At 56.7% G+C, this 26,845-nt stretch carries 28 protein-coding genes and 1 tRNA gene; 21 read left to right on the plus strand and 8 right to left on the minus strand.

Annotated elements, in window-relative coordinates; all coding sequences use genetic code 11:
* Positions 1 to 45: 45 nt before the first annotated feature.
* Complete coding sequence (locus AC2FI7_RS10065) at positions 46 to 1,020, minus strand: isopenicillin N synthase family dioxygenase (protein WP_010441951.1); 975 nt, start codon at positions 1,018 to 1,020, stop codon at positions 46 to 48.
* Entirely contained in the window at positions 1,020 to 2,417 is a 1,398-nt protein-coding gene (locus AC2FI7_RS10070) for an FAD-dependent oxidoreductase (protein ID WP_120981161.1), read from the minus strand. The genes AC2FI7_RS10065 and AC2FI7_RS10070 overlap by 1 nt, the downstream gene beginning before the upstream one ends.
* A gap of 133 nt (positions 2,418 to 2,550) precedes the next feature.
* Here AC2FI7_RS10070 and proS point away from each other — a divergent pair, with 133 nt between their 5' ends.
* A complete protein-coding gene (gene proS, locus AC2FI7_RS10075; protein WP_496815895.1) occupies positions 2,551 to 3,909 on the plus strand; it encodes a proline--tRNA ligase in 1,359 nt (452 codons plus the stop codon).
* Positions 3,910 to 3,938: 29 nt separating this feature from the next.
* Here the strand turns inward: proS and AC2FI7_RS10080 are convergent, their stop codons facing one another.
* Positions 3,939 to 4,295, minus strand: a complete 357-nt coding sequence (locus AC2FI7_RS10080) for a hypothetical protein (protein WP_010441954.1) — start codon at positions 4,293 to 4,295, stop codon at positions 3,939 to 3,941.
* Positions 4,296 to 4,687: 392 nt separating this feature from the next.
* Between AC2FI7_RS10080 and AC2FI7_RS10085 the strand changes: the two genes are divergently transcribed.
* Complete coding sequence (locus AC2FI7_RS10085; RefSeq protein ID WP_010441955.1) at positions 4,688 to 5,974, plus strand: lipoprotein-releasing ABC transporter permease subunit; 1,287 nt, start codon at positions 4,688 to 4,690, stop codon at positions 5,972 to 5,974.
* A complete protein-coding gene (locus tag AC2FI7_RS10090) occupies positions 5,967 to 6,653 on the plus strand; it encodes an ABC transporter ATP-binding protein (protein ID WP_010441956.1) in 687 nt (228 codons plus the stop codon). Before AC2FI7_RS10085 ends, AC2FI7_RS10090 begins: the two co-directional genes overlap by 8 nt.
* On the opposite strand, the gene AC2FI7_RS10095 is transcribed toward AC2FI7_RS10090, so the two are convergent.
* On the minus strand, positions 6,637 to 7,074 hold the full coding sequence (locus AC2FI7_RS10095) for a DMT family transporter (RefSeq protein ID WP_010441957.1): 438 nt from the start codon (positions 7,072 to 7,074) through the stop codon (positions 6,637 to 6,639). The two genes, AC2FI7_RS10090 and AC2FI7_RS10095, sit on opposite strands and share 17 nt — an antisense overlap.
* A gap of 97 nt (positions 7,075 to 7,171) precedes the next feature.
* Between AC2FI7_RS10095 and AC2FI7_RS10100 the strand changes: the two genes are divergently transcribed.
* Positions 7,172 to 7,579 (plus strand): cytochrome c, encoded by a 408-nt coding sequence (locus tag AC2FI7_RS10100; RefSeq protein ID WP_010441958.1) that lies wholly within the window; start codon positions 7,172 to 7,174, stop codon positions 7,577 to 7,579.
* Between the two features lie 5 nt (positions 7,580 to 7,584).
* Here AC2FI7_RS10100 and AC2FI7_RS10105 read toward each other — a convergent pair whose 3' ends face one another.
* Both AC2FI7_RS10105 and AC2FI7_RS10110 read right to left on the minus strand, forming a co-directional pair.
* Complete coding sequence (locus AC2FI7_RS10105) at positions 7,585 to 8,271, minus strand: hypothetical protein (protein ID WP_010441959.1); 687 nt, start codon at positions 8,269 to 8,271, stop codon at positions 7,585 to 7,587.
* Positions 8,272 to 8,313: 42 nt separating this feature from the next.
* Entirely contained in the window at positions 8,314 to 8,976 is a 663-nt protein-coding gene (locus tag AC2FI7_RS10110; RefSeq protein WP_010441960.1) for a DNA-3-methyladenine glycosylase I, read from the minus strand.
* 337 nt (positions 8,977 to 9,313) lie between these two features.
* On the opposite strand from AC2FI7_RS10110, the gene AC2FI7_RS10115 reads away from it, so the two are divergent.
* The 6 genes from AC2FI7_RS10115 (at position 9,314) to AC2FI7_RS10140 (ending at position 16,338) form a co-directional block, all read left to right on the plus strand.
* Entirely contained in the window at positions 9,314 to 10,264 is a 951-nt protein-coding gene (locus AC2FI7_RS10115) for an ABC transporter substrate-binding protein (RefSeq protein WP_010441962.1), read from the plus strand.
* A 10-nt stretch (positions 10,265 to 10,274) separates the two neighbouring features.
* Positions 10,275 to 11,324: a quaternary amine ABC transporter ATP-binding protein gene (locus AC2FI7_RS10120; protein WP_010441963.1), complete on the plus strand. Its 1,050-nt coding sequence runs from the start codon at positions 10,275 to 10,277 to the stop codon at positions 11,322 to 11,324.
* The gene (locus tag AC2FI7_RS10125) at positions 11,321 to 13,384 is read left to right on the plus strand and encodes an ABC transporter permease (RefSeq protein ID WP_010441964.1); all 2,064 of its coding nucleotides are present in this window, start codon (positions 11,321 to 11,323) and stop codon (positions 13,382 to 13,384) included. Before AC2FI7_RS10120 ends, AC2FI7_RS10125 begins: the two co-directional genes overlap by 4 nt.
* Before the next feature lie 103 nt (positions 13,385 to 13,487).
* Positions 13,488 to 14,153, plus strand: coding sequence for an NnrU family protein (locus AC2FI7_RS10130; RefSeq protein ID WP_010441965.1), 666 nt, complete (start codon positions 13,488 to 13,490; stop codon positions 14,151 to 14,153).
* A 72-nt stretch (positions 14,154 to 14,225) separates the two neighbouring features.
* Positions 14,226 to 14,750: a DUF2478 domain-containing protein gene (locus tag AC2FI7_RS10135; protein ID WP_010441966.1), complete on the plus strand. Its 525-nt coding sequence runs from the start codon at positions 14,226 to 14,228 to the stop codon at positions 14,748 to 14,750.
* Between the two features lie 148 nt (positions 14,751 to 14,898).
* The gene (locus AC2FI7_RS10140) at positions 14,899 to 16,338 is read left to right on the plus strand and encodes an ArnT family glycosyltransferase (RefSeq protein WP_319544904.1); all 1,440 of its coding nucleotides are present in this window, start codon (positions 14,899 to 14,901) and stop codon (positions 16,336 to 16,338) included.
* Between the two features lie 86 nt (positions 16,339 to 16,424).
* Here AC2FI7_RS10140 and AC2FI7_RS10145 read toward each other — a convergent pair whose 3' ends face one another.
* Positions 16,425 to 17,453, minus strand: coding sequence for a LacI family DNA-binding transcriptional regulator (locus tag AC2FI7_RS10145; protein WP_010441968.1), 1,029 nt, complete (start codon positions 17,451 to 17,453; stop codon positions 16,425 to 16,427).
* Between the two features lie 131 nt (positions 17,454 to 17,584).
* Between AC2FI7_RS10145 and AC2FI7_RS10150 the strand changes: the two genes are divergently transcribed.
* The 11 genes from AC2FI7_RS10150 (at position 17,585) to AC2FI7_RS10200 (ending at position 26,617) form a co-directional block, all read left to right on the plus strand.
* A complete protein-coding gene (locus tag AC2FI7_RS10150) occupies positions 17,585 to 17,770 on the plus strand; it encodes a hypothetical protein (RefSeq protein ID WP_010441969.1) in 186 nt (61 codons plus the stop codon).
* A 22-nt stretch (positions 17,771 to 17,792) separates the two neighbouring features.
* Complete coding sequence (locus AC2FI7_RS10155; RefSeq protein ID WP_010441970.1) at positions 17,793 to 18,938, plus strand: TRAP transporter substrate-binding protein; 1,146 nt, start codon at positions 17,793 to 17,795, stop codon at positions 18,936 to 18,938.
* Positions 18,939 to 19,049: 111 nt separating this feature from the next.
* Complete coding sequence (locus tag AC2FI7_RS10160; protein WP_010441971.1) at positions 19,050 to 19,562, plus strand: TRAP transporter small permease; 513 nt, start codon at positions 19,050 to 19,052, stop codon at positions 19,560 to 19,562.
* Positions 19,563 to 19,573: 11 nt separating this feature from the next.
* Positions 19,574 to 20,902, plus strand: a complete 1,329-nt coding sequence (locus tag AC2FI7_RS10165; RefSeq protein ID WP_010441972.1) for a TRAP transporter large permease — start codon at positions 19,574 to 19,576, stop codon at positions 20,900 to 20,902.
* Positions 20,903 to 20,914: 12 nt separating this feature from the next.
* On the plus strand, positions 20,915 to 22,222 hold the full coding sequence (gene hisD / locus AC2FI7_RS10170; protein ID WP_496815898.1) for a histidinol dehydrogenase: 1,308 nt from the start codon (positions 20,915 to 20,917) through the stop codon (positions 22,220 to 22,222).
* Positions 22,215 to 22,976 carry an SDR family NAD(P)-dependent oxidoreductase gene (locus AC2FI7_RS10175; protein ID WP_010441974.1) on the plus strand — a complete coding sequence of 254 codons (762 nt, stop codon included), beginning with the start codon at positions 22,215 to 22,217 and terminating at the stop codon, positions 22,974 to 22,976. Before hisD ends, AC2FI7_RS10175 begins: the two co-directional genes overlap by 8 nt.
* Positions 22,973 to 23,953, plus strand: coding sequence for an alcohol dehydrogenase catalytic domain-containing protein (locus AC2FI7_RS10180; RefSeq protein WP_010441975.1), 981 nt, complete (start codon positions 22,973 to 22,975; stop codon positions 23,951 to 23,953). The genes AC2FI7_RS10175 and AC2FI7_RS10180 overlap by 4 nt, the downstream gene beginning before the upstream one ends.
* Positions 23,954 to 23,983: 30 nt before the next feature.
* The gene (locus tag AC2FI7_RS10185; protein ID WP_010441976.1) at positions 23,984 to 24,394 is read left to right on the plus strand and encodes a universal stress protein; all 411 of its coding nucleotides are present in this window, start codon (positions 23,984 to 23,986) and stop codon (positions 24,392 to 24,394) included.
* 59 nt (positions 24,395 to 24,453) lie between these two features.
* Entirely contained in the window at positions 24,454 to 24,960 is a 507-nt protein-coding gene (comD, locus tag AC2FI7_RS10190; protein ID WP_170472438.1) for a sulfopyruvate decarboxylase subunit alpha, read from the plus strand.
* A complete protein-coding gene (comE, locus tag AC2FI7_RS10195; RefSeq protein WP_010441978.1) occupies positions 24,957 to 25,511 on the plus strand; it encodes a sulfopyruvate decarboxylase subunit beta in 555 nt (184 codons plus the stop codon). The genes comD and comE overlap by 4 nt, the downstream gene beginning before the upstream one ends.
* The gene (locus AC2FI7_RS10200; protein ID WP_496815902.1) at positions 25,511 to 26,617 is read left to right on the plus strand and encodes an alpha-hydroxy acid oxidase; all 1,107 of its coding nucleotides are present in this window, start codon (positions 25,511 to 25,513) and stop codon (positions 26,615 to 26,617) included. Before comE ends, AC2FI7_RS10200 begins: the two co-directional genes overlap by 1 nt.
* 59 nt (positions 26,618 to 26,676) lie before the next feature.
* Here AC2FI7_RS10200 and AC2FI7_RS10205 read toward each other — a convergent pair.
* Positions 26,677 to 26,751, minus strand: a tRNA-Glu gene (locus AC2FI7_RS10205).
* Positions 26,752 to 26,845 lie beyond the last annotated feature (94 nt).

Here is a 26,845-nt window from a genome sequence, read left to right on the forward strand (position 1 = left end):
GACGCCCCGCGATGCAAGCGGTTCATGGAGCGCGATTTTTGCACCTCAATCTGTCAGTGTACCCAGTTCCGGAGTATCTCCTGTAGCCATTTCATCAGGCCAATTGGTGCGCCAAATTTCTGCTGACCAGTGGCCGCAATGCACCTCGGGGCGATCAAAGCCAGTCAGGACAGGCAGCAGCGGCGCGACCACCACATCGTGGCGCGGAACGGCGAAATACGGAAAGGAATAGCGTTCATGCCCGGATCGATTGACTACGCGATGCGGGGTCGATTTCAATCGCCCGCCTGACCATAGTTCCAGCATGTCGCCGATATTGACCACGAAGCCGCCTGGAGGGCAGTCCGGTGTGATCCAGCCTCCGGTGCGGGTCTGTACCTCAAGCCCGCCGACCGGATCGGGTGCAATTATTGTCAGCGCGTCGGTGTCTTTATGTGGATGAATTCCATAGCCACGCTCTTCCGGGGCCTGAGGCGGGTAGTGCAGCAGGGTCATGTTGGTCATCGGGTCGCGGAAGGCGTCGCGCAGAGTGTTGGGTGGGATCTCTAAGCCAACCTCTAGGGCGCCCAGCAGAAGATCGGCTACGCCATCAAGCTGTTGCCAATAATCCAGTATGACCGTACGCGCCTGCGGCACCTCTCGGGGCCAGATATTCGGGCCGTAAAGTGCGCATTCAGCCCGGATCGGGGCATCTTCGGCTGCTTCGAAATGTAGCTTGTACCCTTCGTACTTATCCGCCGCGCCCGAGCCGTCATTGGGCGTGAAGAACCCCATCGGTATGTACCCGCGATAGTTTTCGCGGGTGATGGCCTGATCCCATTTTCGGGCCTCGTCGATATCAAAGATCGCTTTTACAGTGTCGCGCACCTGATCGATGTTCTCAGGCGCAATGCCTGTCCCGGTGATCGACAGAAACCCGATACTGGTGCAGGCATCCATGATCTGCTCGACCGTTGACCGATACTGTGGTCCGGCGGGATTGGTCAGCGGGCTGATATCAATAGTTGGAATACGCTCCATTAGGTAATTCTCACGCCTTGCCGTTCCAATTCCTGATGCACAGGCGCAAGGTTCATGCTGTCGAGTTCCTGATTGCTTTTCAGCGATAAGGCCGCCGCGATCCCTGCGCCCTGACCCATCACCGCGCAGCAGGACATGTTGCGCGTCGCGGCGTGTGCGACCCGATCCGCACCATGAGATCGACCCGCAACCAACAAACCCTTGATCCCTTTGGGCAGCATTGAGCGATACGGGATCTGCATATACCGTCCGGTGGTCGGCAAGATCAGTATGCCGTAACCATCAATGAATTCAGGGTAAATACCGATGGAATCCTCGAACCGGCCCTGATGGCGGGCATCTGTTTCGGTCATGTTGTAGACTGCATCGATCTTGCGCGTATCCCGAATACCGATGGTCATGCCGAAATTGCGCAAACGTGCGTTTTCGCAGCCCGGCATGAATCGGCGGAGGGCATCAATGGCGAGCATCGCCTGACGGCGGCCTTCGATCTCACCAAATGTCAGGCTGTCGGGGTCGGTCCCGTCGATCTGATCCAAATGGATCAGGTTCATATAGGTCAGCTCTCCGGTATCGTGCATGGCACCCCAGGTGCCTGCAATCGTGTTCAGGTGAGCTGGTATCAGGCCTTCATCAATCGCCTGCTGGAAGGGTTTCTTGACGAAGGGCGAGAACATGTCATCCTCTTTGCCAGAGGTCTCGATATTCCATTCGCCACCGCCGCCCCAGTCCTTGTAGGTCTGCGGATCGGCTTTGATACCTTCCATAAAGGCCCGTTTGTCAACGCCTGCCAGATGAAACATGACCGAGGCTGCCATCATGTCCTCGCGCGGTGTCTTGTGGGTCGGGGCGCCCGCACGATGTGCGACGTCTGCATCCCCCGTTGCGTCGATGACAACCTTGGCCAAGATCGCCTCACGCCCCGCTTTGGATTCGGTGATCACGCCGGTGATGCGATCCCCATCCATGATCGGGGCGACGAATTGTCGATGCAGCATCGGAAGAACGCCAGCCTCTTCGACCAGCTTGTCGGCCACCAGCTTGAAGCCCTCGCTGTCCAGTTCATAGCTGAGCGATTGGCTTTCAGGCACGGCTGCGCCCATTTCCTTGGCGCGGGTCTCGAATTCCAGGCCGATGCCTCCGGCCTCGACGGTTTGTTCGTGGCGATACCAGGCAAAGCCTTCGACGCCGACGGCGGTGATATTGCCGCCCATGCAACCGAACCTGTCCATCAGCGAAACTTCGGCACCGGCGCGCGCTGCGGCCAGTGCCGCCGACAATCCCGCAGGGCCAGAGCCCACAACCAAAACATCTGTCTGGTGAACAACAGGGATCTGGCGAGCGGGTTCGGTGATTGTTCGCATTGTTGCCTCGCGATTGAACGTTTGCGCCAACATTGAAAAACCCGGCGTTGCGGTCAATCGAAAAACCGACAGCGGCGGGGTCGTAAAAACGCCATTGCGTGATTGCCCCCGGCGGGGCTTTGGCATAATCACCTTGCAGCGAAATTCTCACCCGTAAGGTTACGTTATGCGCCTCAGCCGTTACTTTCTGCCCGTTCTCAAGGAAACCCCCTCGGAGGCTCAGATCGTCAGCCACCGGCTGATGTTGCGGGCCGGGATGATCAAACAGGCTGCTGCCGGGATTTATTCCTGGTTGCCGTTGGGCTTTAAAGTTCTGCGCAAGCTGGAAAACATCGTGCACGAAGAGCAGGCGCGGGCAGGACATATCGCGATCCAGATGCCGATTCTGCAATCAGCTGACCTGTGGCGCGAATCCGGACGTTATGATGACTACGGTCAAGAGATGCTGCGCATGCAGGACCGCCACGGTCGCGATATGCTGTACACGCCGACCGCCGAGGAATTGGTAACTGATATCTTCCGCGGCCACGTCAGCAGCTACAAGGACCTGCCGCTGACGCTCTATCAGATCCAGTGGAAGTTCCGCGACGAAATCCGCCCGCGATTTGGCGTGATGCGGGGGCGCGAGTTCTATATGAAGGACGGCTATAACTTCGATCTGACCAAAGAAGACGCGTTGCATGCCTACAACCGCCATCTGGTCAGCTATCTGCGCACCTATGAACGCATGGGCCTGCAAGCCATACCGATGCGCGCTGATTCTGGTCCCATTGGCGGCGACAATACACACGAATTCCTCGTGCTGGCTGATACCGGTGAGTCTGAAGTGTTCTATGACAGCGATGTGGTCAACCTGTCTCTTGCAAATGTGGGAAATGGGCTCGACAGTCTTAATTATGACAGCCACGAAGATATGCAGGCAATCGCCAATTTCTTCACTTCTACATATGCTCGCACTGACGAGACCCATGACCCCAAGATATTTGAGTCTCAAGTGCCCGAAGAGCGTCGCCGCGTGGCGCGCGGGATCGAGGTTGGCCAGATCTTCTACTTCGGCACCAAATATTCCGAGGCGATGGGCGCAACCGTTCAAGGCCCCGATGGCAAGCCGGTTCCGGTTCACATGGGCAGCCACGGCATCGGCGTCAGCCGACTGATCGGTGCGATCATCGAAGCCAGCCATGACGACAAGGGCATCATCTGGCCCGAAGGCGTAACTCCGTTCCATTGCGGTATCGTGAATCTGAAGCAAGGCGATGAAGAGGCGGACGCGGCGTGCGATAAACTCTACAGCGCGTTGACCGCGCTGGGGCTTGAGCCGCTGTATGATGATCGGAAAGAACGGGCAGGGGGCAAATTTGCCACCATGGACCTGATTGGTCTGCCTTGGCGCATCACTGTCGGTCCGCGCGGTCTGAAAAACGGTGTTGTCGAACTGACTTGTCGCCGAACTGGTGAAAGTGAAGAGTTGAGCCCCGAGGCCGCTGTCACCAAAATCGCAGAAATCTACGAGGGTATCGCCTGAACAAGGCGATGTACTTTCTGAGATTTAGCTCAGTTTGCTGATGTCGGGCGGGCGGTCAGGATATCGCCGTCCGCTTCACTGCCTCGAGCGACCACGATTGGGCGACCAAAGCGGCGCACGAGCTCGGCGAGTTCAAAGCCAAGAAACCGCAATCCGCAGATACGTTCGTCTGTGGCGCGATCTGAGATGCACAGCCGCCCCTGCCGGAAAGCAAGGCGATAGCCTTTATCTCGTAAAATGTCAGTCAAACCGGCCCAGCTAGCGGCACTTATAAAAATTGGCCTGATTGCTGCGCGCAACAATGCGGCGCTTTCACAATCCATTTCTGTTGCTGCCGAACGGGCTAATATTGGGCCCGTGCCTTCCATATGTTCTTGAATACCCATGAGCGTACCTCCGCCCCTAAACTCTTAAAATGTGTCCCCCGCACAAAAAGGGTGACAAAATTTCCTACACTTATCAATTTGTGAAACAATATTTCGCGCCCAAATGTTGCGATTGTGACTCAGTCAGGTGCGGATATCTCACATTGACTTCATACCTGAAACAATAAGCCTTTGTCTGTGAAGAGGTTCACAACCTTTGGTGTATTGAAATGGGAGGTGATTCTCGCTTTAACGGTGAAGCACTGCCCTAAGGGTGAAATGATTCGTTTCAGACTGTTCTTTTCATGCCCGCGTCGGCTGCAGAAGCGCCAATTGGACATCCGCGCGATAACCGGCTTGACCATCTGACCAAATGTCGAGAGGGTCGCGAAAAATCTGAACCCGAGGCAGGAATGGCCAAAACACCACCGCCCTTCGCTCTTTTTGAATGGAAGATTGCCTGGCGTTATCTGCGTGCCCGCCGTGCGGATGGCGGCGTCAGTGTGATGACTTGGATCTCGCTGATCGGGATCACGCTAGCCGTGTTCGCATTGATCGCCACGTTGGCGGTCAGGTCTGGTTTTCGCTCCGAATTCGTGGGCACCATTCTGGGGGCCAACGCCCATGTCACCGTTTATTCCGCCGGAGAGATTGATGCACAGGGGCGGCTGGATCGCACCATCAGCGATTTCGATGGTATGGCCGAGCGGATCGCGCAGGTGCCCGGGGTTGAGCGCGCCGCCCCGCTGGTTAAAGGGCAGGTGTTGATCACCAATGCCGACCGCAGCTCTGGTGTGCAGGTCTTTGGCATGCGTCCTGACGATCTTGCTGATCTGTCGGGTATTGCAGAGAGCGAAGAAGCCTACGGCGATCTGTCCAGGTTCCCGGATGGCATCGCCATCGGCTCTGGCGTGGCGCGTGCGATCGGGGCGACTGTTGGAGATCGGGTGAAGCTGACTTCGCCCAATGGTGTGAAAACCGCCTTTGGTACGTCGCCGCGCGTGAATGCTTATGAAGTGGTCTATGTCTTTTCGGCCGGGCGTTTTGACATCGATCGTACCCGAGTCTACATGCCCTTCACCGAGGCGCAGAGCTTCTTCAACCGTGAAGGAGTGGCGGATGAGATCGAGGTGATGGTCGATCGCCCCGAAGAGCTGACCCCGATCCTGGTCCCGATTATCGAGGCAGCTGGAGAGCGTAGTCAGATATGGACTTGGCAGGATGCTTCAGGCGGTTTTTTGCGGGCATTGGAAGTCGAAGACAACGTTATGTTCATCATCCTTTCGATCCTCGTGTTGATCGCGGCGATGAATATCGTTTCGGGTTTGATCATGCTGGTGAAGAACAAGGGTCGCGACATCGGTATCTTGCGCACCATTGGCCTTAGCGAAGGGTCAGTGCTTAGGGTGTTCTTCATCTGCGGAGCGTTCACGGGCATCATCGGGACCGCAATGGGCGTCATTCTGGGCTGCCTCTTCGCCATCTATATCGACCCGATATTCTCGTTCGTGAACTACGTCATGGGTGGCGGCGTCTGGGATCCTTCCATTCGAGGTATCTATGCCTTGCCTGCCGAATTGCACTTGTCGGATGTCTTGAAAGCCATCGGTCTTTCGCTAGGCCTGTCCTTCCTTGTTACCTATTTCCCGGCCCGCCGCGCGGCGCGGCTGAACCCGGTTGAGGCGCTGCGCTATGAATGATGTGACGTTAAGGCTCAGCGGTCTGAGCAAGACATATCTTCCAGGCACGCCAGGTGAGATTCAGGTGTTGCGAGGTGCCGATCTGGAGTTGCGTGCCGGGGAGGCGGTCGCGCTGGTGGCGCCATCAGGCGCAGGGAAGTCGACTTTGCTGCACATCGCAGGTCTTCTGGATACGCCCGATACCGGCGAGGTTGAAATCGCTGGTCAGGGGGCAATGGGCAAAGGGGATCGCACACGCACAGCGATCCGGCGGCGTGATGTGGGATTCGTCTATCAGTTTCACCACCTGCTTCCCGAATTCACGGCACTGGAAAATATCATTCTGCCGCAACTTGCGAATGGCACATCCGAAAAAGCGGCGCAGGTACGAGCGATGCAGTTGCTCGATCGTGTTGGCGTTTCGGCCCGCGCGGAACACCGGCCAGCCGCATTGTCGGGCGGAGAACAACAGCGCGTGGCTTTTTGCAGGGCATTGGCCAACAAGCCCCGTGTTCTGCTAGCGGATGAGCCGACCGGCAATCTGGACCCCGAAACCTCGGATCAGGTCTTTGCAGCCCTTATGGCGCTGGTGCGGGACGAAGGGCTATCGGCGCTGATCGCCACGCACAACCTCGATCTGGCGGCGCGGATGGACCGGATGTTGCGGCTGGAAGGCGGTGTGCTCAGGCCAGCTGAGTGATTGCGACACCGATCGCCATTACCGCAATACCTCCCGCCCGCATCAATGTCAGCGGTGTGACCTGAGCACCGAACAGGCCAAAATGGTCAATCGCAGCTGTGCTGATCAACTGGCCCAGAAGTACGAAAAACACGGCATTCCCCACTCCGAAATGTGGGGCCACGTGGGTAATTGATAGCACGTAAAACGCGATCAGCACGCCGCCCAACAGTAAGTGACGCGGGGCTTGTGCAATTTTGGCAAAAGCCTCACTTCCTCCGAGGATCAAAAGCGCCAGAGCCGAGGACACAAAGGCAATCGCGAACAGAATCACGGCCGCAGCGGTCGGCGATCCGATCAGTCGGCCCAAGGCTGCATTTAGGGCGGCAAGGATGGGAACGCCGATCCCGGCGGCCAGCATTATTGCTGCGTATTGTGTCATGACCCTGTATCCCTGCGCTCGTTTCGTTGATCTGGATCATTGCGCCAGTGTGGCCGTCGGGCAAGTCTGGAATTGTCAGGCAGAAGGGAGAAAAGCGATGGTCCGATCAATACTTGGCTTAGTCTCGCTGTCGGTACTCACTGCGATTTCGTCGCCCGTTTTCGCACAGGATGCCGAGGCTGGGGCCGAGCTGTATCAGCATTACTGCGCGACCTGTCATGGGTTGGACGCAACCGGGCATGGCCCGATGGCTGGGGTGCTGGTGATCCAACCAACGAACCTGAAAGCGCTGCTGGATGTTGATGGAGAATTTCCGACCGCGCGCGTGGTCGCCCGGATTGATGGACGCGATCCGTTGGTCAGCCATGGAAGCCCGATGCCGGTATATGGGCCTTATTTCGAAGGGAATGACACCGCAATCAAGACGCCCGAGGGGCAGCCGATTCTGACCAGCAAGCCGATTGTGGATCTGGTGGCATTCCTGAAAACTCTACAGGAGGGCTAGAAGGCTCAACGGCAGATACCTTGCACTTTCACGCCCGACCAAGGCAGCAACACAGCGCTTTCGCGCTTATTTCCGGGGAGTTTTGAGACATCGAAATTTACGCTTAACATATCGTGCAGGCGTTTGGTTCGGGGTGCTTCGGGGTCGAGTGCGCGGCAGCAGACATATTCTTCGACAATCGCGCCTTGTTGTTCAAACCCATAGGCAAGAAAATCAGGCGAGGTATCCAGATCGAACAGATACGGATCATTCTGGCGCCCGTGCTCAGCCGCTGCGCGCAGCGGGTGATAGCCAGTCGTCTTGCGATTCTGCCATTGCCAGACATGGGTCAGTTCATGCGCCAGCAGCATAGCCGCGATCAGGTTCATCTGTTCAGGGTATTGGCTCATGTAGTCGTCCAGATACCAGTCTTTCGTAAAGTACACGTGATTAAACAGGGCGACACCCGCCGGTTTTCCTGTCACGGTTTCCTCTTTGATGGGTGGTAATATACGCTCTCGACAAGCGACCCGAGGGCGGGCTTTCCGGGTAAAAGTTACTGCGGCAACCGGTGCGCCCTCGACCAAGCGCACGCGGTCAAGGTTCAGCGTTTCGCCATGAATTTTGCCAGCGAAGGAGCGCTCCTGATCGGTCAGGGGGCGGCCACAGGAAGCAAACAGAAACAGAGCTGAAATCATCAGGGTGCGGAGCATATCAACAAGCCTAATGTGGAAGCTTGGCTCTGCAAGCCGTTTTCAAAGGCTCATCGCCAAAACCCGGCTTATTTCTGTAAGCGAACGCCCGGATTGTTCCATCCAAGTGTTGAAAGCGGTTTGCACCGCAGCCATGGCTTTTTGGGAAGTCGCGGGTTTGTCGATGATGCCCTCGGCAACCAAACGAGCCGTCACGTCGCGTGACAGAATAAAACTATCCCGGCCAGCAAATCGCATGGCGTATTGGGCTGATGCACCGCCGAGTCGCGATCCGCGATTGGCCAGCATTTGCAGCAATCCGACGTATTCCTGTGACGGCCAACCGCCCAAAGTTTGACCAACGCCACCCTCGGAGCGGAGTTCCAGAAGAAAGGCCGCATTGTCCCGAACGGCAGCGATTTTAGCGCCGTTTCGTACGATGCGAGTATCTTGGAGCAGGGCGTCGAACTTTTCATCATCCATGAATGCACAACGACCGAGGTCGAAGCCGTCAAAGGCTGTTTCAAACCCGTCCCACTTTGCCTCGATCACTTTCCAGTTAAACCCGGCCTTAAAAATCGTTTTCGTGATTATCGATAACCAACGGTCATCAGCCATCTCCGCCAGTTCATTTAGGGGGGTTGGTTTGGTTAGCTTGTTTTCCAGCGCTTCGGGTCCACTATGGCGGTCTGCTGCCAGCTCATAGATTTCATCAAAGTGACGCATCTTAGGCCCTCCGTTGCGCAAATGCTGATACATCCTGTTCGTTTGGCAAGTAAAAACCAGTACGCAATCCGAAAAACCGGGATGTTTTTATTGACTAGTCAATCAAGTTCTTTCACTTTGTGGTATGAAGGGTGCTGCGTATGGGGAACACCGGTCGGAAGGGGGCCGGAGCGATAGTTAGAATTGGCGGGGGCGGATGATCTGGTTAAAAACAACAACTGCCTGTTCAATTTCGACCAGAATTGTGCATGTTTCGATCGCACCGTGAACGAGGAAATACTGGATGGGCTGTTAAAAGCTCAAAAACGGCAAATGAAAAAGACAGGGAGTCAAAACAATGAAAAAGCTTAGCGTAAGCGTGTTAGCTATCTTGGTCGCCAGTTCAGCCCATGCGGCAGACATGGGCGCCGTGGACGAACCGATCAAGCTGGCAATCAATGAATGGACTGGTCAGCACGTTACCACCCATGTTGCAGGCGAGATGCTGAAGGCTGCAGGTTATAACGTGGAATATGTGACCGCCGGTATGATGAACCAGTTCCAGGCACTGGCTGATGGCGACATCGATGCGACGCTGGAAATCTGGTCCTCTAACGTGTCAGACGAGTATGCCAAGAAGATCGATGAAGGCACGGTGGTCGAAATCGGAGATCTGGGCCTCGATGCGAAAGAAGGTATTGCCTATCCCGCGCACGTTGCCGAGCTTTGCCCGGGCCTGCCTGCGTGGGAGGCGTTGAAAGACTGCGCGCAGGTCTTCGCCACTGCCGAAACACTGCCTGGTGGTCGCCTTGTCGACTATCCTGCGGATTGGGGCACACCTGGCGCGGACCGCATGACCGGTCTTGAACTGCCGTTCAAAGCGGTTCCTGCTGGTTCCGAAGGTGCTCTGATCGCGGAATTGCGCGCCTCGACCGAGCGCAAGTCGCCGCTGCTGATCACTTTCTGGCAGCCGCACTGGGCGATGTCGGCCTATGATGTGCAGTTTGTTGAACTGCCTGCGGGCGAAGAGGCGTGCTTTAACGATCCGTCCTGGGGCCCGAACCCAAATGCGGTGAACGATTGCGACTTCTCACCGTCCCGTATCTTCAAGGCCGGTTGGAGCGGCATGGAAGAGAAGTGGCCTGCAGCCTATGAAATCCTGACTAACTATCAACTGGCGGTCGAAGACCAGCAGCCAATGATGGGTGCGATCGACGTAGATGGCGGTGCAGTCGAAGAGGTGGTCGCTGCATGGATGGCCGAGAACGAAGGCAAGTGGCGTCCTGTGGTTGACGCGGCAACCAAGTGAGCCCGCTTTAGTGACTGACGCCAATACGCCAGCCATCGCCTGCCAGAATCTCTGGCAGGTGTTTGGCCCCGGCGCTGAGAAAGCTCTGACCGACGCGCTGTCTCGGTCAGGGAATGACGCCGACAAAGCCGCAACTGATCTTAGGGAACACGGGTTTATTCCCGCTGTTCAAGACGCCAATTTCGAAGTTCGCGAAGGTGAGCTATTCGTCATCATGGGGCTTTCGGGTTCGGGCAAATCGACGCTGATCCGCTGTATATCGCAACTGTTGCCTGGTACGGGCGGGGAAATCCGCGTGGATGGCGAGAACGTTATCGGTGCATCCAAAAAGGTGCTGACCGATCTTCGGCGCAAAAAGCTAGGCATGGTGTTTCAGCATTTCGGCCTGTTTCCACATATGACTGTGGCTGAAAACGTAGCATACCCGCTGCGTGTTCAGGGCGTGAGCAAAAAAGAACGTTTGGCCCGCGCGCAGGAAGTGATCTCTCTGGTCGGTCTGGAGGGGCGCGAAGACAGTTTCCCCCGGCAGCTTTCAGGCGGCCAACGCCAGCGTGTGGGGATCGCGCGCAGTCTTGCCGTAAATCCGGACATCTGGTTTCTGGACGAGCCGTTCTCGGCCCTCGACCCATTGATCCGCCGCCAGCTGCAGGATGAGTTCCTGCGTATTCAGGCGACGTTGAAAAAGTCGATCGTCTTTATCACTCATGATATCCAAGAGGCTCTGAAACTGGCCGACCGCATCGCCATCATGCGCGATGGCAAGATCGTGCAGATCGGCACACCTACGGATATCGTGCTGCGCCCGGTGGACGACTATGTGCGCGAGTTCTCAAAGGATGTTGCCAAAGGCCAACACGCCAAGGTCGCCTCGGTCATGCGCGATGATGGGGAACGTGGGCCAGATGATCCGGGCCTGACCACATCAATGACATTGGATGCAGCACTTGCGCATTGCATGGAGCTTTATGAACCCGTGCCCGTGCGCGATGCAGACGGCAATATTGTCGGCACCGTGCATCCGTCTGATTTGGCTGCAGCCTTGCAGGTGGATGAGACATGACCGCGGTGACGGACACTCCCGCGCAACAGGTTCGCCTGACAGCCGGGGCGCAAGCTGCGCTGATTACAGTGATCGTCGGCGCGGTCTGCCTTGCGCTGGAAGGCGTCGCCCCGTGGCTGGTCAAATGGCCTGCCGCGTGGGAATTGCCCGCAACTCAATGGGTTGGGGCATTTCTGGATTGGTTTCTGAACGGCATTAAACCGGCCATGCGGCTGTTTTCGGACCTGATGACCTATCCGATGAATGCTGCCAACTATGTGCTGGGGAACACCCCGTGGCCGATCCTCATCAGTATCGTCACCGCTCTGGGCTGGTATCTGGGTGGTTTGCCCATGGCGGCGCTGGGCTTTATCGGCCTCAGCTTCGTTCTGGCCTCGGGCTATTGGGCCGAGAGCATGAACACGCTCGCCCTCGTCGCCGTGTCGGTGCCCGTGGCGCTGATCATGGGCGGCGCGATCGGCATCCTCGCCAATGAGGTGCCGCGGGTGAAGTCATTCGTGCAGGCGGTGCTCGACATCATGCAAACGGTACCGACTTTTGCTTATCTGACGCCGCTTTTGCTGCTCTTTGGCTTTGGCCCGGTGGTCGGTCTGATTGCATCGGCAATCTACGCAGCCCCACCCATGGCGCGCAACGTGATGCTGGGTCTGGAACGGGTAGAGTCCGAGATCAAAGAGGCCGCCATCATGTCCGGCGGCACCCGCCTGCAGCAACTATTTCAGGTCGAGATTCCGGCGGCCACCACGCAGATCATGGTCGGTGTTAACCAGTGCCTGATGGCGGCCCTGTCGATGGTGATCATCGCCGCCGTCATCGGAGGCTTCAACGACATCGGTTGGGAGGTTCTGCTGACCATGCGCAAAGCACAGTTCGGCGAATCCTTGATGGCCGGTCTGGTCATCGTCGTTTTTGCAGTCGTCATCGACCGGATGAGCGGCACGTTGGCGACCGAACGCAAACGCTATGACAGTCGTGTTGTCTGGGCGATGCTGGGCTTTGCCGTTCTGTTCACAGCCGCCTTCTGGGCGTGGCTTCCCAATCCGTCCGAGCTGACCGTGCTGGACCCGATGGCCGGGGCCATTGACAGTGGCCTGACCGCGTTCACGCAGGCCAACGGGCCGTGGCTGGATGCGCTCAAGAACAACTCATTGTTCTATGTGCTGCTGCCGCTGCGGATCGGGCTGGATCAGGCGGTGCTGCCTTTCACATGGGGATTCCAGTGGACCCCGAGCATGAGCTGGGGTCTCTTCGCCGTTGGGGCCGCAATCGCGCTACTGATGGCTTGGCGCGGTCACCTGACCGGAGGGCTGGTAGTTTTGATCCTGATCGGCATGCTGGAAACCGGCATCGGCAACCTGCCATGGCCCTTTGTACTGACCGGGGCTGCCGCACTGGGCTGGGTCGCAGGGGGCTGGCGTCTGGCGGCGTTGTCGGTGGGTCTGCTCTGCACCATCCTTGTCTCAGGCCTGTGGGAACGCGCACTGTTGTCGCTCTATCTCAGCGGCGCTGCAGTGTTCTTCTGCGCCGTGCTTGGCGGTCTGATCGGGCTGGCCAGTGCGGTCTGGTCTCCGGTCTGGACCGTTGTGCGCCCGATCTGCGATATGCTGCAGACGATCCCGCTTTTCGTGTTCCTGATCCCGGTCCTGATGGTGTTCCAGATAGGAGAGTTCTCGGCTTTCCTTGCGATCTGTGCCTACGCGATTGTCCCGATGATCCGCTACACGCGGCACGGTTTGGTCAACACGCCAGAAGAGATGATGGAGGCCGCGATCTCCAGCGGCGCGACCGAGTGGCAGATCATGCGCGACGTACGCGCGCCTTATGCTGCACCGACCATCCTGCTGGGTTTGAACCAGACCATCCTTTATGCCTTTGCCATGCTGGTGATTGCAGCGCTGATCGGCACGACCGGTTTGGGCCAGTCAATCTATCTGGCGCTGGGCCAGGCTGATGTGGGGCTTGGCATCTCGGCTGGGGCGGCCATGGCCATTCTGGCCCTGATCGCCGATCGCATGGTGCAGGGCTTTGCCGAGGAACGCCGCAAGGCGCTGGGCCTCTAAAACAGCGCAGGGGCGGGCAACCGCCCCATGCCGCACTTGATTTCGGACAAAGACCCACGCGTGATCACGACGTAATCCGGGTGCAACATGTTCGGAGATAAAAATGACCGGTTGGGGCTTTTTCCTCGCAGCACTTGCCACCTTTCTGCTCAGCCACATGATCCCGGCGCGGCCAGCGGTGCGCGGCTGGCTGATTGGCACACTAGGGCGCACGGGGTACTTCGCTGCCTACTCCCTGATCTCGCTTGTGGTGTTAGGCTGGCTAATCGTTGCTGCCGCCAATGCACCTTATGTTGAAGTCATTCCGCCGCTCACCATTTTCCGCTGGGTGCCAATGCTCGTTATGCCGATAGTCTGTTGGCTGGCCATTGCGGGCCTCTCGATCCAGAACCCATTTTCTTTTGGAGGATTAGGGCATCGTTCCTTTGATCCAGAATCCCCCGGCATCCTGCGCACTACGCGCCATCCGATCTTAGTGGCGCTGATGCTTTGGGCCGTTGCCCACCTGCTGGCAAATGGCAGTCTGTCACATGTCATCCTGTTCGGATTATTCGCGGGCTTCGCTGCGATGGGAATGGTTCTGATCGACCGCCGCACAGCCCGTTACATGGGGTCGGATTGGCGTCGCCTGTCTCGAAATACCGCGCGTATCTCCTTGCGTGTGCCTCGTCCATGGCCACGCTTTTGGGTCTGGCTTGCCGCTTTCGCTGCCTACGCAGTTATCTTCCATCTGCACGAAGCTGTGATCGGGCTCTCGCCGATGCCCTGACACGCGGGAGTGGTCGAACTGCCCGGCCCGTGCTATCTGATCTGTCACCATTCGAAGTCTTGAGGTCTCACAATGCATCTCGCCTATGTCACAACCACCGATCGCGGTGCCACCGATCGCCTGCTCAGCGCTTTTGCCGAGGCGCTGACCGATGCAGGCACAGCGTTGTCGGGTGTGGTGCAAACCAACACCGAATGCGCCGAAGGTTACAAATGCGATATGGACCTTAAGGTGTTGCCGACCGGAGAAACCATTCGCATCTCGCAATCGCTTGGTAAGAATGCGCGTGGGTGTCGTCTGGACCCGGCCGAGTTGGAACGCGCTGTTGGATTGGTGACGCAATCTCTGGATAACGCTCCGCAGTTGCTGATTATCAACAAGTTCGGCAAGCATGAGGCCGACGGGCGCGGCTTTCGCCCTCTCATAGCAGATGCGTTGGGACGTGGGATACCGGTCCTGGTAGGGCTCAACAAACTGAATATAGAACGGTTTCAGGAGTTCGCGGGCGGGATGGCCGAAGCGCTCGAACCGGACCTCGGTTGCCTGACTGATTGGCTTGACGGTCTGAACCAGTCTGAAACGCAGCGCACAGCCTGACTGCCCATCATGGGCGGTCGTCAAGCCGCATTCGACACGAGAATGTGAAAAAACTGGACATGTCTGACTGCATCGGGTCTAGCTTCGGCGAGGAAGCAATCCGGTAGTCCGACAGGATAGGGACGCACCGGTGGAATCGGGGCGTATCATGAGCCAATCCCAGACGGATCCTTACCAGCTATCCACCAATCCTGGGCGGATTCAGCAGTTGGCTGGAACTGACAGATTTTGGCTTTGGTTATTTTGCGGTTACTTCTTGCTGCACGTTGTCGTCCGGCTCGCAACGGGTGGTGCGCTTGGTCTGGACGAGGCCGAGATTTTGCTGGATGCCCGCGAACTTCAATGGGGTTACGGCCCCCAACTACCACTGTATGCATGGTTGCAATGGGCCGTTTTCCAGATCACCGGCCCAAGCATACTTGGGCTGTCGCTGCTGAAGAACGGGTTACTGTTGGCGACTGTCGTCACTCTTTATATGACTATTCGGACCCGACAAATTCCTGTAGCCGCGGGGGTGTCGGTGCTGTCTTTGTTGATGCTTTATCAATTCAGTTGGGAAGCGCAGCGCGCGCTGACGCACACGGTTCTCGCCAATCTCTGTTCTGCGCTGAGTTTCGCGGTGATCTGGGGCTTGATCCGCAATCCCACGACCAAAGGCTATGTCCTGCTAGGCGTGGTGATGGCGGCGGGTGGGCTGTCCAAGTACAATTACGCTATTGCGCTCCTGGCTATGTTTCTGGCGGCGCTCAGTACGCGAGAGACGCGTAAACCATTCTTATCGGTGAGGTTGTTGTTGTCGGCCGGTATCGCTGCGGCTCTGATTGCTGCTCCGATGGTGTGGATTCTGAACCATTCGGCCCTTGCCTTTGACAGCGCACGCAAACTCGACATGTCTAGCGATGGACGCACCTATTCGGCGGTCTTGCGCGGCGCAGCCGAGCTGTCGATGGCGGCACTGGGTTTTGTGGCGCTGCTATCCCTGATTATGAGCATTCTCTGGTTGATCTACCGGCGGCAAGGGGCGCCTGGTGTCGCAGATGACCTATTGCGTTTTATGCTGCGGACGGTGTTTTGGGCTTTGGTCCTGATGGCGTTGATCGTGATCATCAGTGGCAGTACCAATATTAAGGATCGCTGGCTGCAACCCATCCTGATATTTGCAGGTCCAGCCATTATGCTGTGGCTTCTACCCAAGATTGGTCGAGCTGGAACCCGGCGCTTCTGCCAGATCTCGGGCGGGCTAGCTGTGCTGATCGTCGTGGCCATGCTGCATCATAATCTTGCCGGAAACGCAAAGCGTGCGGCTCCGTTTGCTGCGCTTACCCCTCAGATACTGGACCAGACCCCGCCTGAGATCGTGATCGTTGCCCATAACTGGCTGGCTGGCAACATGGCCTATCTGGCCCCGGATCGATCAATTCACGGCGAACGCCGCATGAGCGTATCTGCTCCGGCGCTCCGTGTTTGGGCTGCAGGTCGAAAAGCACCGAAAGACATCAATCCGGCAGATGTTGTCACATTGGAAGCCCCTTATCGATTTGATTCTGGCGAATTGATGTCGCTGTCTTTCGCACCTGTGACCCGGTAGCGTTGGGCTGCAGCTCAATCGAAGATCAGGGCGCTCAACGGTCATCCCATGGTCTTGAATATACCGGACGCGCTTTGGCACGATCTCTAGGGCAAATCAGGTGGCCCAGCCAACGAGTGACGAACGACCATCCTAGTATCTATACAGACTGATCGGCCTTCTGACCTACCTTCAACCATTTCTACAAGTTCCTGCGCAGCCTTGCGCCCCATTTCGCGATGAGGGACGTGAACTGTCGTCAGGGACGGGCTTACAATTTCGGCCAACTCAATGTCATCAAATCCAGTTATCGAAAGCTGCTCTGGAACCTGAATGCCAAGGTTACGTGCTTCGCGCAGGGCCCCGGCGGCAAGGACGTCGTTGCCGCAAATCACCACCGTCGGCCTAGGGCTCAGGTTCATGAGTTTACGAAGGGCCTCGGCACCCTTTTCAATTTCGTATGTGGTTTCGATCAGCGTTAAGGTGTCAGGGTCGAGGCTGTTTTCCGTCATGGCAAGTCTGACACCCTCAACCCGACTTTGAGCCCGGTCATTGCCTTTCGTTTTCCCCGAAATCATTGCGATCTGTCGGTGACCGGTCAAAATCACCTTCCGGGCCAGTTCTCCCATTGCTGCGGTGTTGCTGAAACCGACCGAAGGGCGTTGCACCCTTGGATCGTAAGACCAGGCAACCAATGACGGAATTTGGTGCTGTTCGAGATAATTGTAGATCTCTGCATCTCGTGCATATCCAATCAGCAGCAACCCGTCTGCACCGCGCGCGACAAGAGTGCGAATTTGTTCTCGCTCGACTTCGGGATCATAGGCAGAGCTGGAGACCAAAAGCGTATATCCGCTTTCGCGAAGCTGGTCCTGAAATTCCTGCAGCCCGCGGGCGAAGATCGCGTTGTCCATAGTCGGGATTATCGCGCCGATCGTAAAGCTGCGATTCGCTGCCATCACGCGGGCCGCGAAATTCGGCGTATAGCCCAGCGATTCGACTGCTTGCATCACACGCTTGCGCGTGGATTCGACCACTCTTTCCGGTGAGTTCAGGCATCGCGAGACTGTGGCGGTCGATACGCCCGCCGCCTTTGCGACGTCGTTAAGTGTCGGAGCTGAACGGGTTTTTCCCATACTGTGCCTGCATCTGATCTGACGCCCGTCTTATCACAAAAAAGCCCATTTGCCATCTATTCATGTAAGCGCTTGCATTATCAATGTAAGCGCTTACAAGTGTATTTGAGATAACGAACTGGGATTCCGTGATGTTCCTCTGGGCTGCTGCCGCTGTGTTTATCGTGTTCTTTGCCAATGTGGCCTTGGGCGCCTTTGGCGGTGGTGCGTTTCTGGGGGATGTCGGGGAAATGCTGGTTTTGTTTGCCGCCTCGATTTTGTTCGTGGTGGCCATTCTCAAGCAGGAGGCTGACCATAAAAACAAAAACGGCAGCTGACGGATTTCATGGGAGGAAGACAATGACGAATGGCAAGGATGGCCTCAAATCTGCTGAGCGCCGGAATTTTCTGAAACTGGCCTCAACCGGCTCGTTCACAGCGGCGCTTGTGGCTGGTGCGGGTGGCGTATTGTGGTCATCAGAGGCGGCGGCGCAGACCGCCAAAGAAGAAAAAGAACGCGAAAAAGCGGCCGATCACGTAATGACTGTCGCCACAGCTTATGTTTTGGGCGCTTCGCGCAGCTATCCAATTATGCAATTGGATCTGAAAGAGAACATCCAGAACGCCACCAACGGCAAGGTATATGTCAAGCTTGCCCCAGGTGGCCAGTTGGGTGCAGGTGGCGCACTGGTCCAGAAGGTTCAGGGTGGAACAATTCAGGCGGCCCAGCATTCGCTGTCAAACTTTGCACCCTTTGCATCAACCGTTGACCTGATCAACATGCCGTATCTCTGCGGCTCGAACCAGCGGTTCACAAACCTGGTACATTCGGACACATGGACCAAAGAAGTTCACCCCAAGGTCGAAGCTGCTGGGTTCAAGGCCCTGTTCTACGTTGTCATCGATCCGCGTGTTGTCGCTGTGCGGCAGGGCGGGAATGCGATCATGACACCGTCTGATATGAGCGGTGTCAAATTCCGCGTGCCGGGATCAAAAATGCTGCAGCAATACTATCGGATGGTTGGTGCAAACCCGACACCCGTAGCCTGGGGTGAGACACCGTCGGCGATCAAGCAGGGTGTGGCGGATGCGCTCGACCCATCGGTTGGTGCGCTGTATGTCTTTGGTTTCAAAGATATCCTCAGCAATGTCACCTTCACGCAGGCGGTGCCTGACAGTCAGGTCTATTCCTGTAATCTTGAGTGGTTCAATTCAATGCCAGCCGATGTGCAGGAAGGCATCATGTGGGGGTCTGAGATGACCAGCCATCAGAATCTGTCCAAGGTTCCTTCGGCCAGAGCCTTTGCAATGGCGGAATTGAACAAGGCAGGAGTGCAATTCCATTCACTGTCCGATGACCAATTGGCCGAGTGGCAGGATGCCGGCGGATATCAGCGTTCGGAATGGGATCCGTTCAAGACGGAACTGGCAGGCTCGATGGATAATTTCGAGAAACTGGTCGAAGCGGCTGGTACGCAGGGCAAATACTACGTCCACGACGCGTAATTTAGTAGGGCGAGGGGCAAACGCCCTTCGCCCGCTTTTTCCCATTCAACCAGATGGTAGCGGTCCCTTTGGACCGGCAAAATTGAGCGCTGCCAGGGATCGGGGCTGGAAATGAGCTTATTGCAAAAGATCAACCGCGACGCCGAACGCTGGTTGCTACTGGTGTTCTACGTGATGCTTGTCGTTACCATGGCGATCGAGGTGCTGCGGCGCGAGGTATTTTCGTTTTCCTCGATCTGGGGCGAGGAAATCGTTCGCTATTCTTTCATCTATCTCGCCTGGATCGGCGCGGCGGCAGCGGTCAAGGAACGTGCTCATATCCGTATCGACGTACTCATGCACTATATGGGGCAGCGTCCAAAGGCGGTTCTGTATATATTCGGCGATCTGGTGATGCTGGGTGTGGCTGTCATTGCACTCTACTGGTCCTATGAAGCCGTCCATGTCTCCGCCAAGTTTGGATCGGTCACGGATGGGCTGCGGGTGTCCAAGGTTTGGTTTCTGATGGCAGTTCCCACCGGGTTTGCGCTGATGATTTGGCGCCTCATTCAATCCTTGATGCGCGACTTCAAATCTCTTCGAGACGGCACACCCGTCTTCGAAGGTGACAAACTGTTTGACTGAGGAGAACTCGAATGCTTTGGAATTCCCTCAATCAAACGGTCGAGCTCGGCTGGGATTTTTATCTGCCCGTCATTCTGTTCGTTGGCCTGATCGCATTGGCCGTACCGGTATGGGCGGCGATCGGCACCGCCGCGATTGTCATGTTGGTCATGTCAGGGGATCTGCCGCTGAGCGCGGTTGGTGAAAGCCTGTTCACCGGAATAGACGCCTTTGCCTTAACAGCTGTCCCCCTTTTCATCCTGACCGGGGATGTTCTTGTAAGGACTGGGCTTAGTAAGAAATTCCTTGATGTCGCCGAAGCGCTGACCTGTTGGACGCGCGGAGGTTTCGGGTCAGCCACGGTGCTGGTTTGCGGGATGTTTGCCGCGATTTCGGGCTCTGATGCGGCGGGCGCTGCTGCGGTGGGGCGGATGACCATCGCACGCCTCGTCGAAAGCGGTTACCCGCGACCTTATGCCTGTGCGCTGGTGGCTGCGGGCGCCTGTACCGGCATCCTGATTCCACCTTCGATCGCCTACATCATCATCGGCCTCGTGTTGGGCATTTCAGCCTCGACCCTATTTCTTGCGGCGTTAATCCCCGGCCTAGCGATTTTGGTTTCGATCCTGATTACCAATATTATCATGAACCGGATCTATACCTATGAAACCGGGGGCAATATGGGACTGAGCGAATGGCTCGGTAACCTTGGTCATTCGCTAAAATCCGGTTGGTACGCCTTCATCGTGCCCGGGATTATCTTCTACGGAATTTTCTCTGGCCGCCTGACCCCGACAGAGGCCGGTGCGACCGCGGTTGTCGTCACCATCGTGATGGGCTTCATTTTGGGAACTCTGAAGCTATCCGACTTTCCTGCGATGCTGGTCAGTTCTGCCAAAGTGAACGGGGTAATCCTGCCAATCATCGCGTTCTCGGCCCCGCTGGCCGAAGCGCTGGCAATCATGGGAGTCCCTCAGGGGTTCGTGACGGCGGTGACTGGTTTGACTGATGATCCGATGTTGTTGATCCTGCTGATGATCTGTATTCTGATCGCCGCAGGCTGCGTCATGGAAACAACGCCCAATATTGTGATCCTGGCACCAATCCTGAAGCCACTGGCCGACAATATCGGAATGAATGAGATTCAGTTCTGCATCATGATGATCACCGCGCTGGGTGTGGGATTCATCACACCTCCGTTGGGATTGAACCTCTTTGTTGTCTCGGGCATCACGGGCGAGTCCATACTCAAGATTGCTGCCCGCGCCATACCCTTTGTGCTGACAATGTTGATTGTGGTGCTGTTGATTGCATATTTCCCACCGATCTCGACCACGCTGCTTCCCGATATCTATAAATAGGACTACCCGGTAATGACTCGCGAATATCTGAAAAAGGCAGATCTGACCCCAAAATCAGACGCGTCTGAGACCCACAAAATCGTGCAGGACATCCTGAACGATATCGAGAGTGGGGGTGACGCCAAAGCACTGGAATATGCCGCAAAGTTCGACAATTACGAGGGCAATGTACTTTTGACCCCGGAAGAGATCGAGGCGGCTTGCGCGCTTGTGCCGGAAAAGCTCAAGGCTGATATCCGCTTTTCGCACAATAATGTGCGCCGGTTCGCCGAGCTGCAGAAAAGCACAGTGCATGATGTGCAGATCGAAATATCACCGGGTTTTATTACGGGTCAAAAGGCGATCCCGGTGGATGCTGCCGGCTGCTATGTGCCGGGCGGCCGTTATAGTCATATCGCCAGCGCCATCATGACCGTGACAACGGCCAAGGTGGCGGGTTGCAAGCACATTACGGCCTGCTCACCACCGCACCCTGGGGTAGGGGTTGCGCCTGCTATCATCTATGCGGCGCACATTTGCGGTGCAGATAAAATCATGGCGATGGGGGGCGTTCAGGGGGTTGCGGCAATGACCTTTGGCCTATTCGGGCTGCCAAAGGCAAATATTCTTGTTGGCCCTGGCAACCAGTTTGTTGCCGAAGCCAAACGGATACTGTTTGGTCGCGTCGGTATCGATATGATCGCCGGACCGACCGACAGCCTGATCCTCGCCGATTCCACGGCGGACGCACATATTGTGGCCACCGACTTGGTGAGTCAGGCCGAACACGGTTACAACTCTCCGGTCTGGCTGGTGACCGACAACCGTTCATTAGCGGAAGAGGTCATGCGATTGGTGCCAGCCTATATCAAGGACTTGCCAGAGGTGAATCGTGAGAATGCAGCCGCAGCCTGGCGCGATTATGCCGAGGTCATTCTGTGTGCGGATCGCGAGGAAATGGCAGCCTGTTCCGACGAATATGCGCCCGAGCATTTGACGGTTCAGGCTGATGATCTGGACTGGTGGCTGGATCGGCTGACTTGCTACGGTTCGTTATTTCTGGGTGAGGAAACTACGGTTTCCTACGGTGACAAAGCGGCGGGCACCAACCACGTGCTTCCGACTTCACGAGCGGCAAGCTACACTGGCGGCTTGTCGGTTCATAAATACATGAAGATCGTGACATGGCAGCGATCCACACGGGACGGCTCGAAGCCGGTCGCTGAAGCCACCGCCCGAATTGCGCGACTTGAGGGCATGGAGGGCCATGCGCGTGCTGCTGACGTTAGATTGGCGAAGTATTTCCCGGATGAAACCTTTGACCTGACCGCGAATGGCTGACCCACGCGCATTGTTTGACCTAACCGGACGAACCGTTTGCGTCACCGGTGCCAGTTCAGGGCTGGGAAGACAGGCGGCCATTACGCTTGCGGCGGCGGGGGCGCGGGTTGTGGCCGTGGCACGCAGGGCAGAAGCTTTGCAGAGCCTCTGTGCGGAAATTGGTGCGGACGCTGCCTATGTGCAGTCGGATGTGGCAAACCAAAGTCAGACAGAGGCATTGGTCGCAGAGATTTCGCGACCCTTCGGCGCCCCGGATATTCTGGTACATGCCGCCGGGATAAACACCCGGCAGCCAGCAGATGAGGTCACGGTTGCCGAATGGGATAGAACTCTGGCGCTGAACTTATCTGCTCCGTTTTTTCTGAGTCAGGCAATGGTGCCAGCAATGAGGCAGCGAGGTTGGGGACGAATTGTTAACTTCGCCTCGCTGCAATCCTTCCGCGCTTTCCCCGGTGGCATCGCCTATGGGGCAAGCAAGGGTGGGGTCGGTCAGCTGACCCGTGCGATGGCAGAGGCTTGGTCTGGCTTCGGGATCTCCGCAAACGCGATTGGGCCGGGGTTCTTTCCAACCGAGCTCACACAAGCTGTGTTCAGCGACGAGCATCGTGCAGCGGGCAATGCGGCGCAAACCTGCATTGGCCGCAATGGTCGGCTTGAAGACATCGACGGGCCGCTGCTGTTTCTGTGTTCTGAGGCATCTGCCTATGTCACGGGTCAAATCCTGATGGTTGACGGGGGGTTTACGGCGAAATGAAAGCCCTGGTTTACGAAGGTAATGAAACGCTCGGTTTCCACGATGTGCCCATGCCGGTCGCTCAGGTAGGAGAGCATCTGATCCGCATCCAAGCCTCTGGCATCTGCGGATCCGACATGCATGCCTATCTGGGGCATGACGCGCGCCGCCCTGCGCCCCTTATCCTGGGACATGAAGCGGCCGGTGTTGTTACCGGTGGGCCCCGCGATGGCCAACGTGTGACCATAAATCCTCTGGTCAACTGTGGTTCTTGCTCTGCTTGCGCGTCAGGTCGGGAAAACCTCTGTCCCAACCGCCAGATCATCTCGATGCCCCCGCGCGAAGGCGCGTTTGCTCAATTTGTGGCCATCCCGGATCGCAATTTGGTTCCGGTACCGGATGACGTGCCCTTGGAAAAGGCTGCGTTGACGGAACCATTGGCAGTCAGTTGGCATGCTGTGCGTCTTGCACTGCAAGCGTTGCGTCCGGGAATGGACCGTCGCGCTCTGGTCATCGGTGGAGGGGCCATCGGACTTGCGGCGGCTCTTGCCTTGCGCGCAATGGGTGTGACTGACGTGATTGTTCAGGAACCCAATGCCGAGCGTCGGGCTTATCTGTCCGAGCGTTGCGGCCAGCAAACCATCGATGTGTTTCACGGCACTGTGCCACTGGTTGTAGATGCGGTCGGAATTGCAGCTACGCGCGCAACGGCATCTGCTGTTGCATTGCCGGGGGGGGTGATTGCACATGTTGGGCTAGGCGAGGATGTCGGAGGCTTAGATATCCGCCGCATGACTCTGCAGGAAATCACGTTCATCGGCACCTATACCTACACTGCACAGGATTTCCGAGATACCGCACGCGCGATCTTCGATGGTTGCCTCGGTCCGCTGGATTGGCCCGAGATGCGCCCTTTGTCTGACGGTGCTACTGCCTTTCAGGACCTGCGTTCTGGTTCGGTGGCTGCGCCCAAGATAATCCTCGATCCCTGGGCATAAGACACCTGCCCAAGAATAAGGAGAGCACAAATGTACGACAGAGTTCTGGTCCCCATGGCGCTGGATCACGGCGTTTCCGGCACAACCCTCACCGCCGCCAAAACCTTATGCAATCCGGGCGGACAGATCACCGCGCTGCATGTCTATGAGGCGCCACATAGTTCTGTCAGCGCGTATCTCGATGAGGAGGCCGTGCGCAGCGCGTGGGATAAAGCCCAGCAGAGGTTGGCAGAGAAAACGGCCGGCCATGGTGATGTGACAACCGAAATGGTCAAGGGACGTTCCTATCGCGCCATTCTTGAATTTGCTGAAAAACATGATGTGGATTGTATCGTTGTTGGCTCGCACAAACCGGGCCTCAGCGACTTTTTCCTTGGCAGCACCGCTGCGCGTGTGATCCGACACGCACCTTGTGCGGTTCATGTCTGTCGCACATCCTAGCTTTCAAACTGACACGCCAAATCGCGCAATGCGCCCTAAACAGGACAGATACTCCGGATATGGACATAGACAAAAAGATAACAGACGACCTGGTTGCGAACGATATCTCGTTTGTGACCACCGTTCCATGCAAGCAACTTGCAGGCGTGATCGAACATATCGATGCGCGAGATGGGATTTTTCATATCCCGTCGAACAAAGAAGACGAGGGCATGGGCCTGTGTGCCGGGGCATGGATGGGTGGAAAACGCCCGGCGATTATCATGCAAAACACGGCCATCGGTGTAACCATCAACACGCTGGCGACTTTGATTCAGTATTATCGGATGCCACTGCCTATGCTGATTTCATATCGCGGAGAGCTGCGTGAACCGATTGCCTGTCAAGTCGAAATGGCCGTTCATACCAAAGCCCTTTTGGCTCAGCTCAACATACCTACCTATCATTTCCACCATCAGTCCGATGTCGAAGAACTGGACGCGATCCTGAAATATACGTTCATGTGCAATAAGCCGGTCGCGATCCTGACCGATGCCAATTTCTGGGGAGGCTATGGCGACCAATGATCCGTTCTGAAATTCTCAAGGAAATCGCTCCGATCCTGCGTGATCAACTGGTTGTCTGCAACATCGGCATTCCCAGTCAGGAACTGCACGCCATCGACGACCAACCGTCCAACTTTTATATGCTGGGGACAATGGGGTTGGCCTCTTCAATTGGGTTGGGATTAGCGTTGTCTCAACCCAAACCGGTGATCGTGATTGATGGTGATGGCTCGATCCTGACCAATCTGGGTACTTTGCCAACCATCGCGAATAATGTGGCGGACAACTACATCCTGTTGATTGTGGACAACGGTTCCTACGGGTCGACGGGGGACCAGCCGACTTATGCGGGTCAAAAAACCTCGCTTACAAAGATGGCCGAAGCCGCGGGATGTGAACGTGTTATTGAATGCGCGGCCGAAGAAACAGGTCGTGTCCTACAAGAGGCCCTGGATGCGAAGCAGATGACCATCATTGTCAGCAAGTGCGAAAGCGGCAATGCCAAGATGCCACCGATTACAATGGACCCGGTGGTCATTCGTGACCGCTTTATGAAGGCCGTTCAGGCCTGATGGCCGCCAGCACCATTCATTCGGCCGAGGACGCGCGACGCCTGGCGCGTCGCAGGCTGCCTTGGATGGTGTTTGACTATATCGACGGCGCTGCCGGACAGGAATCCGGGGCGGCACGAAACCGTGCTGCCTTGGATGCCATTACTCTGCGTCCGCGTATCTTGAAGGATGTGAGCCAGCGATCGCTGTCGGCGCAGATTTTAGACCAACAATCAGGCCGGCCTTTTGGGATTGCCCCGATGGGAATGTGCAACCTTTCAGCTCCTGGCGCTGATCTGATGCTGGCGCGTTTGGCAGCACACAACCGTGTGCCTCATGTCGTATCCACAGTTGCGTCTACCTCAATGGAAGAGATCATTGCCGAAGCCGAAGGTAATGCCTGGTTTCAGCTTTATTTCAGCGGCGACGGCTCTGGCACGTTTAAGTTGGTCGAGCGGGCGAAATTCGCAGGCTATGACGTTCTGGTTCTGACCGTTGATGTGCCCGAGGTTGGTCGGCGTCCACGCGAACTGCGCCATGGGTTCAAGATGCCGTTTCGTATCGGACCGCGCCAGTTCCTCGACTTTGCTCTGCACCCTCGGTGGTCGTTGACCACCTTGTTCAAGGGCCGCCCTGTGATGGCGAATTTCGATGCGGAAGGTTTCGATTTTGACCGAACTGAAAGCCGCGCGCGTGCCGATTGGGACACGCTGAGCCGGTTACGCGATGCCTGGCCGGGAATACTGGTGATAAAAGGCGTATTGGATGTCGAGGATGCCCGAACACTTGTGTCGGCAGGGGTGGATGCAATTCAGGTCTCCAGCCATGGCGCAAGGCAGCTGGACTCTGCACCTGCACCCATCGAAAAGCTGCCAGAAATCCGTGCTGCGCTTGGGCCGGACTTCCCGATTTTCTATGATAGCGGCATCAGATCAGGCGAAGATATCCTCAAGGCTCTGACAGTCGGAGCGGATTTTGTCTTTGTTGGACGAATACTGCAATATGCCATCGCCGCTGCCGGAGAGCCGGGTCTGGAACAGCTTTGGGGTGTTCTCAGCGACGAATTGAGCATTGCAATGGCGCAGACTGGGCTGACGACATTGGACGATGTCGGTTGGCGCGAATAGCGTTAGTGCGCGCTGGCTGTCCGGATCCGGCTTCCTAAAGCATTGAAAGTGTGTGGAAATGGTAGCCCGTAGGGGAATCGAACCCCTCTTTCCAGGTTGAAAACCTGGCGTCCTAACCGATAGACGAACGGGCCATTTAGACCAAACAAACGAAATGGTAGCCCGTAGGGGAATCGAACCCCTCTTTCCAGGTTGAAAACCTGGCGTCCTAACCGATAGACGAACGGG

The sequence above is a fragment of the Ruegeria sp. YTSA064 genome (assembly GCF_059610325.1).

Excerpts from the sequence above, each read along its gene's own strand:
- AC2FI7_RS10065 (WP_010441951.1), bottom strand. The coding sequence starts at position 1,020 with ATGGAGCGTATTCCAACTATTGATATCAGCCCGCTGACCAATCCCGCC.
- AC2FI7_RS10070 (WP_120981161.1), bottom strand. The coding sequence starts at position 2,417 with ATGTTGGCGCAAACGTTCAATCGCGAGGCAACAATGCGAACAATCACC.
- proS (WP_496815895.1), top strand. The coding sequence starts at position 2,551 with ATGCGCCTCAGCCGTTACTTTCTGCCCGTTCTCAAGGAAACCCCCTCG.
- AC2FI7_RS10080 (WP_010441954.1), bottom strand. The coding sequence starts at position 4,295 with ATGGGTATTCAAGAACATATGGAAGGCACGGGCCCAATATTAGCCCGT.
- AC2FI7_RS10085 (WP_010441955.1), top strand. The coding sequence starts at position 4,688 with ATGGCCAAAACACCACCGCCCTTCGCTCTTTTTGAATGGAAGATTGCC.
- AC2FI7_RS10090 (WP_010441956.1), top strand. The coding sequence starts at position 5,967 with ATGAATGATGTGACGTTAAGGCTCAGCGGTCTGAGCAAGACATATCTT.
- AC2FI7_RS10095 (WP_010441957.1), bottom strand. The coding sequence starts at position 7,074 with ATGACACAATACGCAGCAATAATGCTGGCCGCCGGGATCGGCGTTCCC.
- AC2FI7_RS10100 (WP_010441958.1), top strand. The coding sequence starts at position 7,172 with ATGGTCCGATCAATACTTGGCTTAGTCTCGCTGTCGGTACTCACTGCG.
- AC2FI7_RS10105 (WP_010441959.1), bottom strand. The coding sequence starts at position 8,271 with ATGCTCCGCACCCTGATGATTTCAGCTCTGTTTCTGTTTGCTTCCTGT.
- AC2FI7_RS10110 (WP_010441960.1), bottom strand. The coding sequence starts at position 8,976 with ATGCGTCACTTTGATGAAATCTATGAGCTGGCAGCAGACCGCCATAGT.
- AC2FI7_RS10115 (WP_010441962.1), top strand. The coding sequence starts at position 9,314 with ATGAAAAAGCTTAGCGTAAGCGTGTTAGCTATCTTGGTCGCCAGTTCA.
- AC2FI7_RS10125 (WP_010441964.1), top strand. The coding sequence starts at position 11,321 with ATGACCGCGGTGACGGACACTCCCGCGCAACAGGTTCGCCTGACAGCC.
- AC2FI7_RS10130 (WP_010441965.1), top strand. The coding sequence starts at position 13,488 with ATGACCGGTTGGGGCTTTTTCCTCGCAGCACTTGCCACCTTTCTGCTC.
- AC2FI7_RS10135 (WP_010441966.1), top strand. The coding sequence starts at position 14,226 with ATGCATCTCGCCTATGTCACAACCACCGATCGCGGTGCCACCGATCGC.
- AC2FI7_RS10140 (WP_319544904.1), top strand. The coding sequence starts at position 14,899 with ATGAGCCAATCCCAGACGGATCCTTACCAGCTATCCACCAATCCTGGG.
- AC2FI7_RS10145 (WP_010441968.1), bottom strand. The coding sequence starts at position 17,453 with ATGGGAAAAACCCGTTCAGCTCCGACACTTAACGACGTCGCAAAGGCG.
- AC2FI7_RS10150 (WP_010441969.1), top strand. The coding sequence starts at position 17,585 with ATGTTCCTCTGGGCTGCTGCCGCTGTGTTTATCGTGTTCTTTGCCAAT.
- AC2FI7_RS10155 (WP_010441970.1), top strand. The coding sequence starts at position 17,793 with ATGACGAATGGCAAGGATGGCCTCAAATCTGCTGAGCGCCGGAATTTT.
- AC2FI7_RS10160 (WP_010441971.1), top strand. The coding sequence starts at position 19,050 with ATGAGCTTATTGCAAAAGATCAACCGCGACGCCGAACGCTGGTTGCTA.
- AC2FI7_RS10165 (WP_010441972.1), top strand. The coding sequence starts at position 19,574 with ATGCTTTGGAATTCCCTCAATCAAACGGTCGAGCTCGGCTGGGATTTT.
- hisD (WP_496815898.1), top strand. The coding sequence starts at position 20,915 with ATGACTCGCGAATATCTGAAAAAGGCAGATCTGACCCCAAAATCAGAC.
- AC2FI7_RS10175 (WP_010441974.1), top strand. The coding sequence starts at position 22,215 with ATGGCTGACCCACGCGCATTGTTTGACCTAACCGGACGAACCGTTTGC.
- AC2FI7_RS10180 (WP_010441975.1), top strand. The coding sequence starts at position 22,973 with ATGAAAGCCCTGGTTTACGAAGGTAATGAAACGCTCGGTTTCCACGAT.
- AC2FI7_RS10185 (WP_010441976.1), top strand. The coding sequence starts at position 23,984 with ATGTACGACAGAGTTCTGGTCCCCATGGCGCTGGATCACGGCGTTTCC.
- comD (WP_170472438.1), top strand. The coding sequence starts at position 24,454 with ATGGACATAGACAAAAAGATAACAGACGACCTGGTTGCGAACGATATC.
- comE (WP_010441978.1), top strand. The coding sequence starts at position 24,957 with ATGATCCGTTCTGAAATTCTCAAGGAAATCGCTCCGATCCTGCGTGAT.
- AC2FI7_RS10200 (WP_496815902.1), top strand. The coding sequence starts at position 25,511 with ATGGCCGCCAGCACCATTCATTCGGCCGAGGACGCGCGACGCCTGGCG.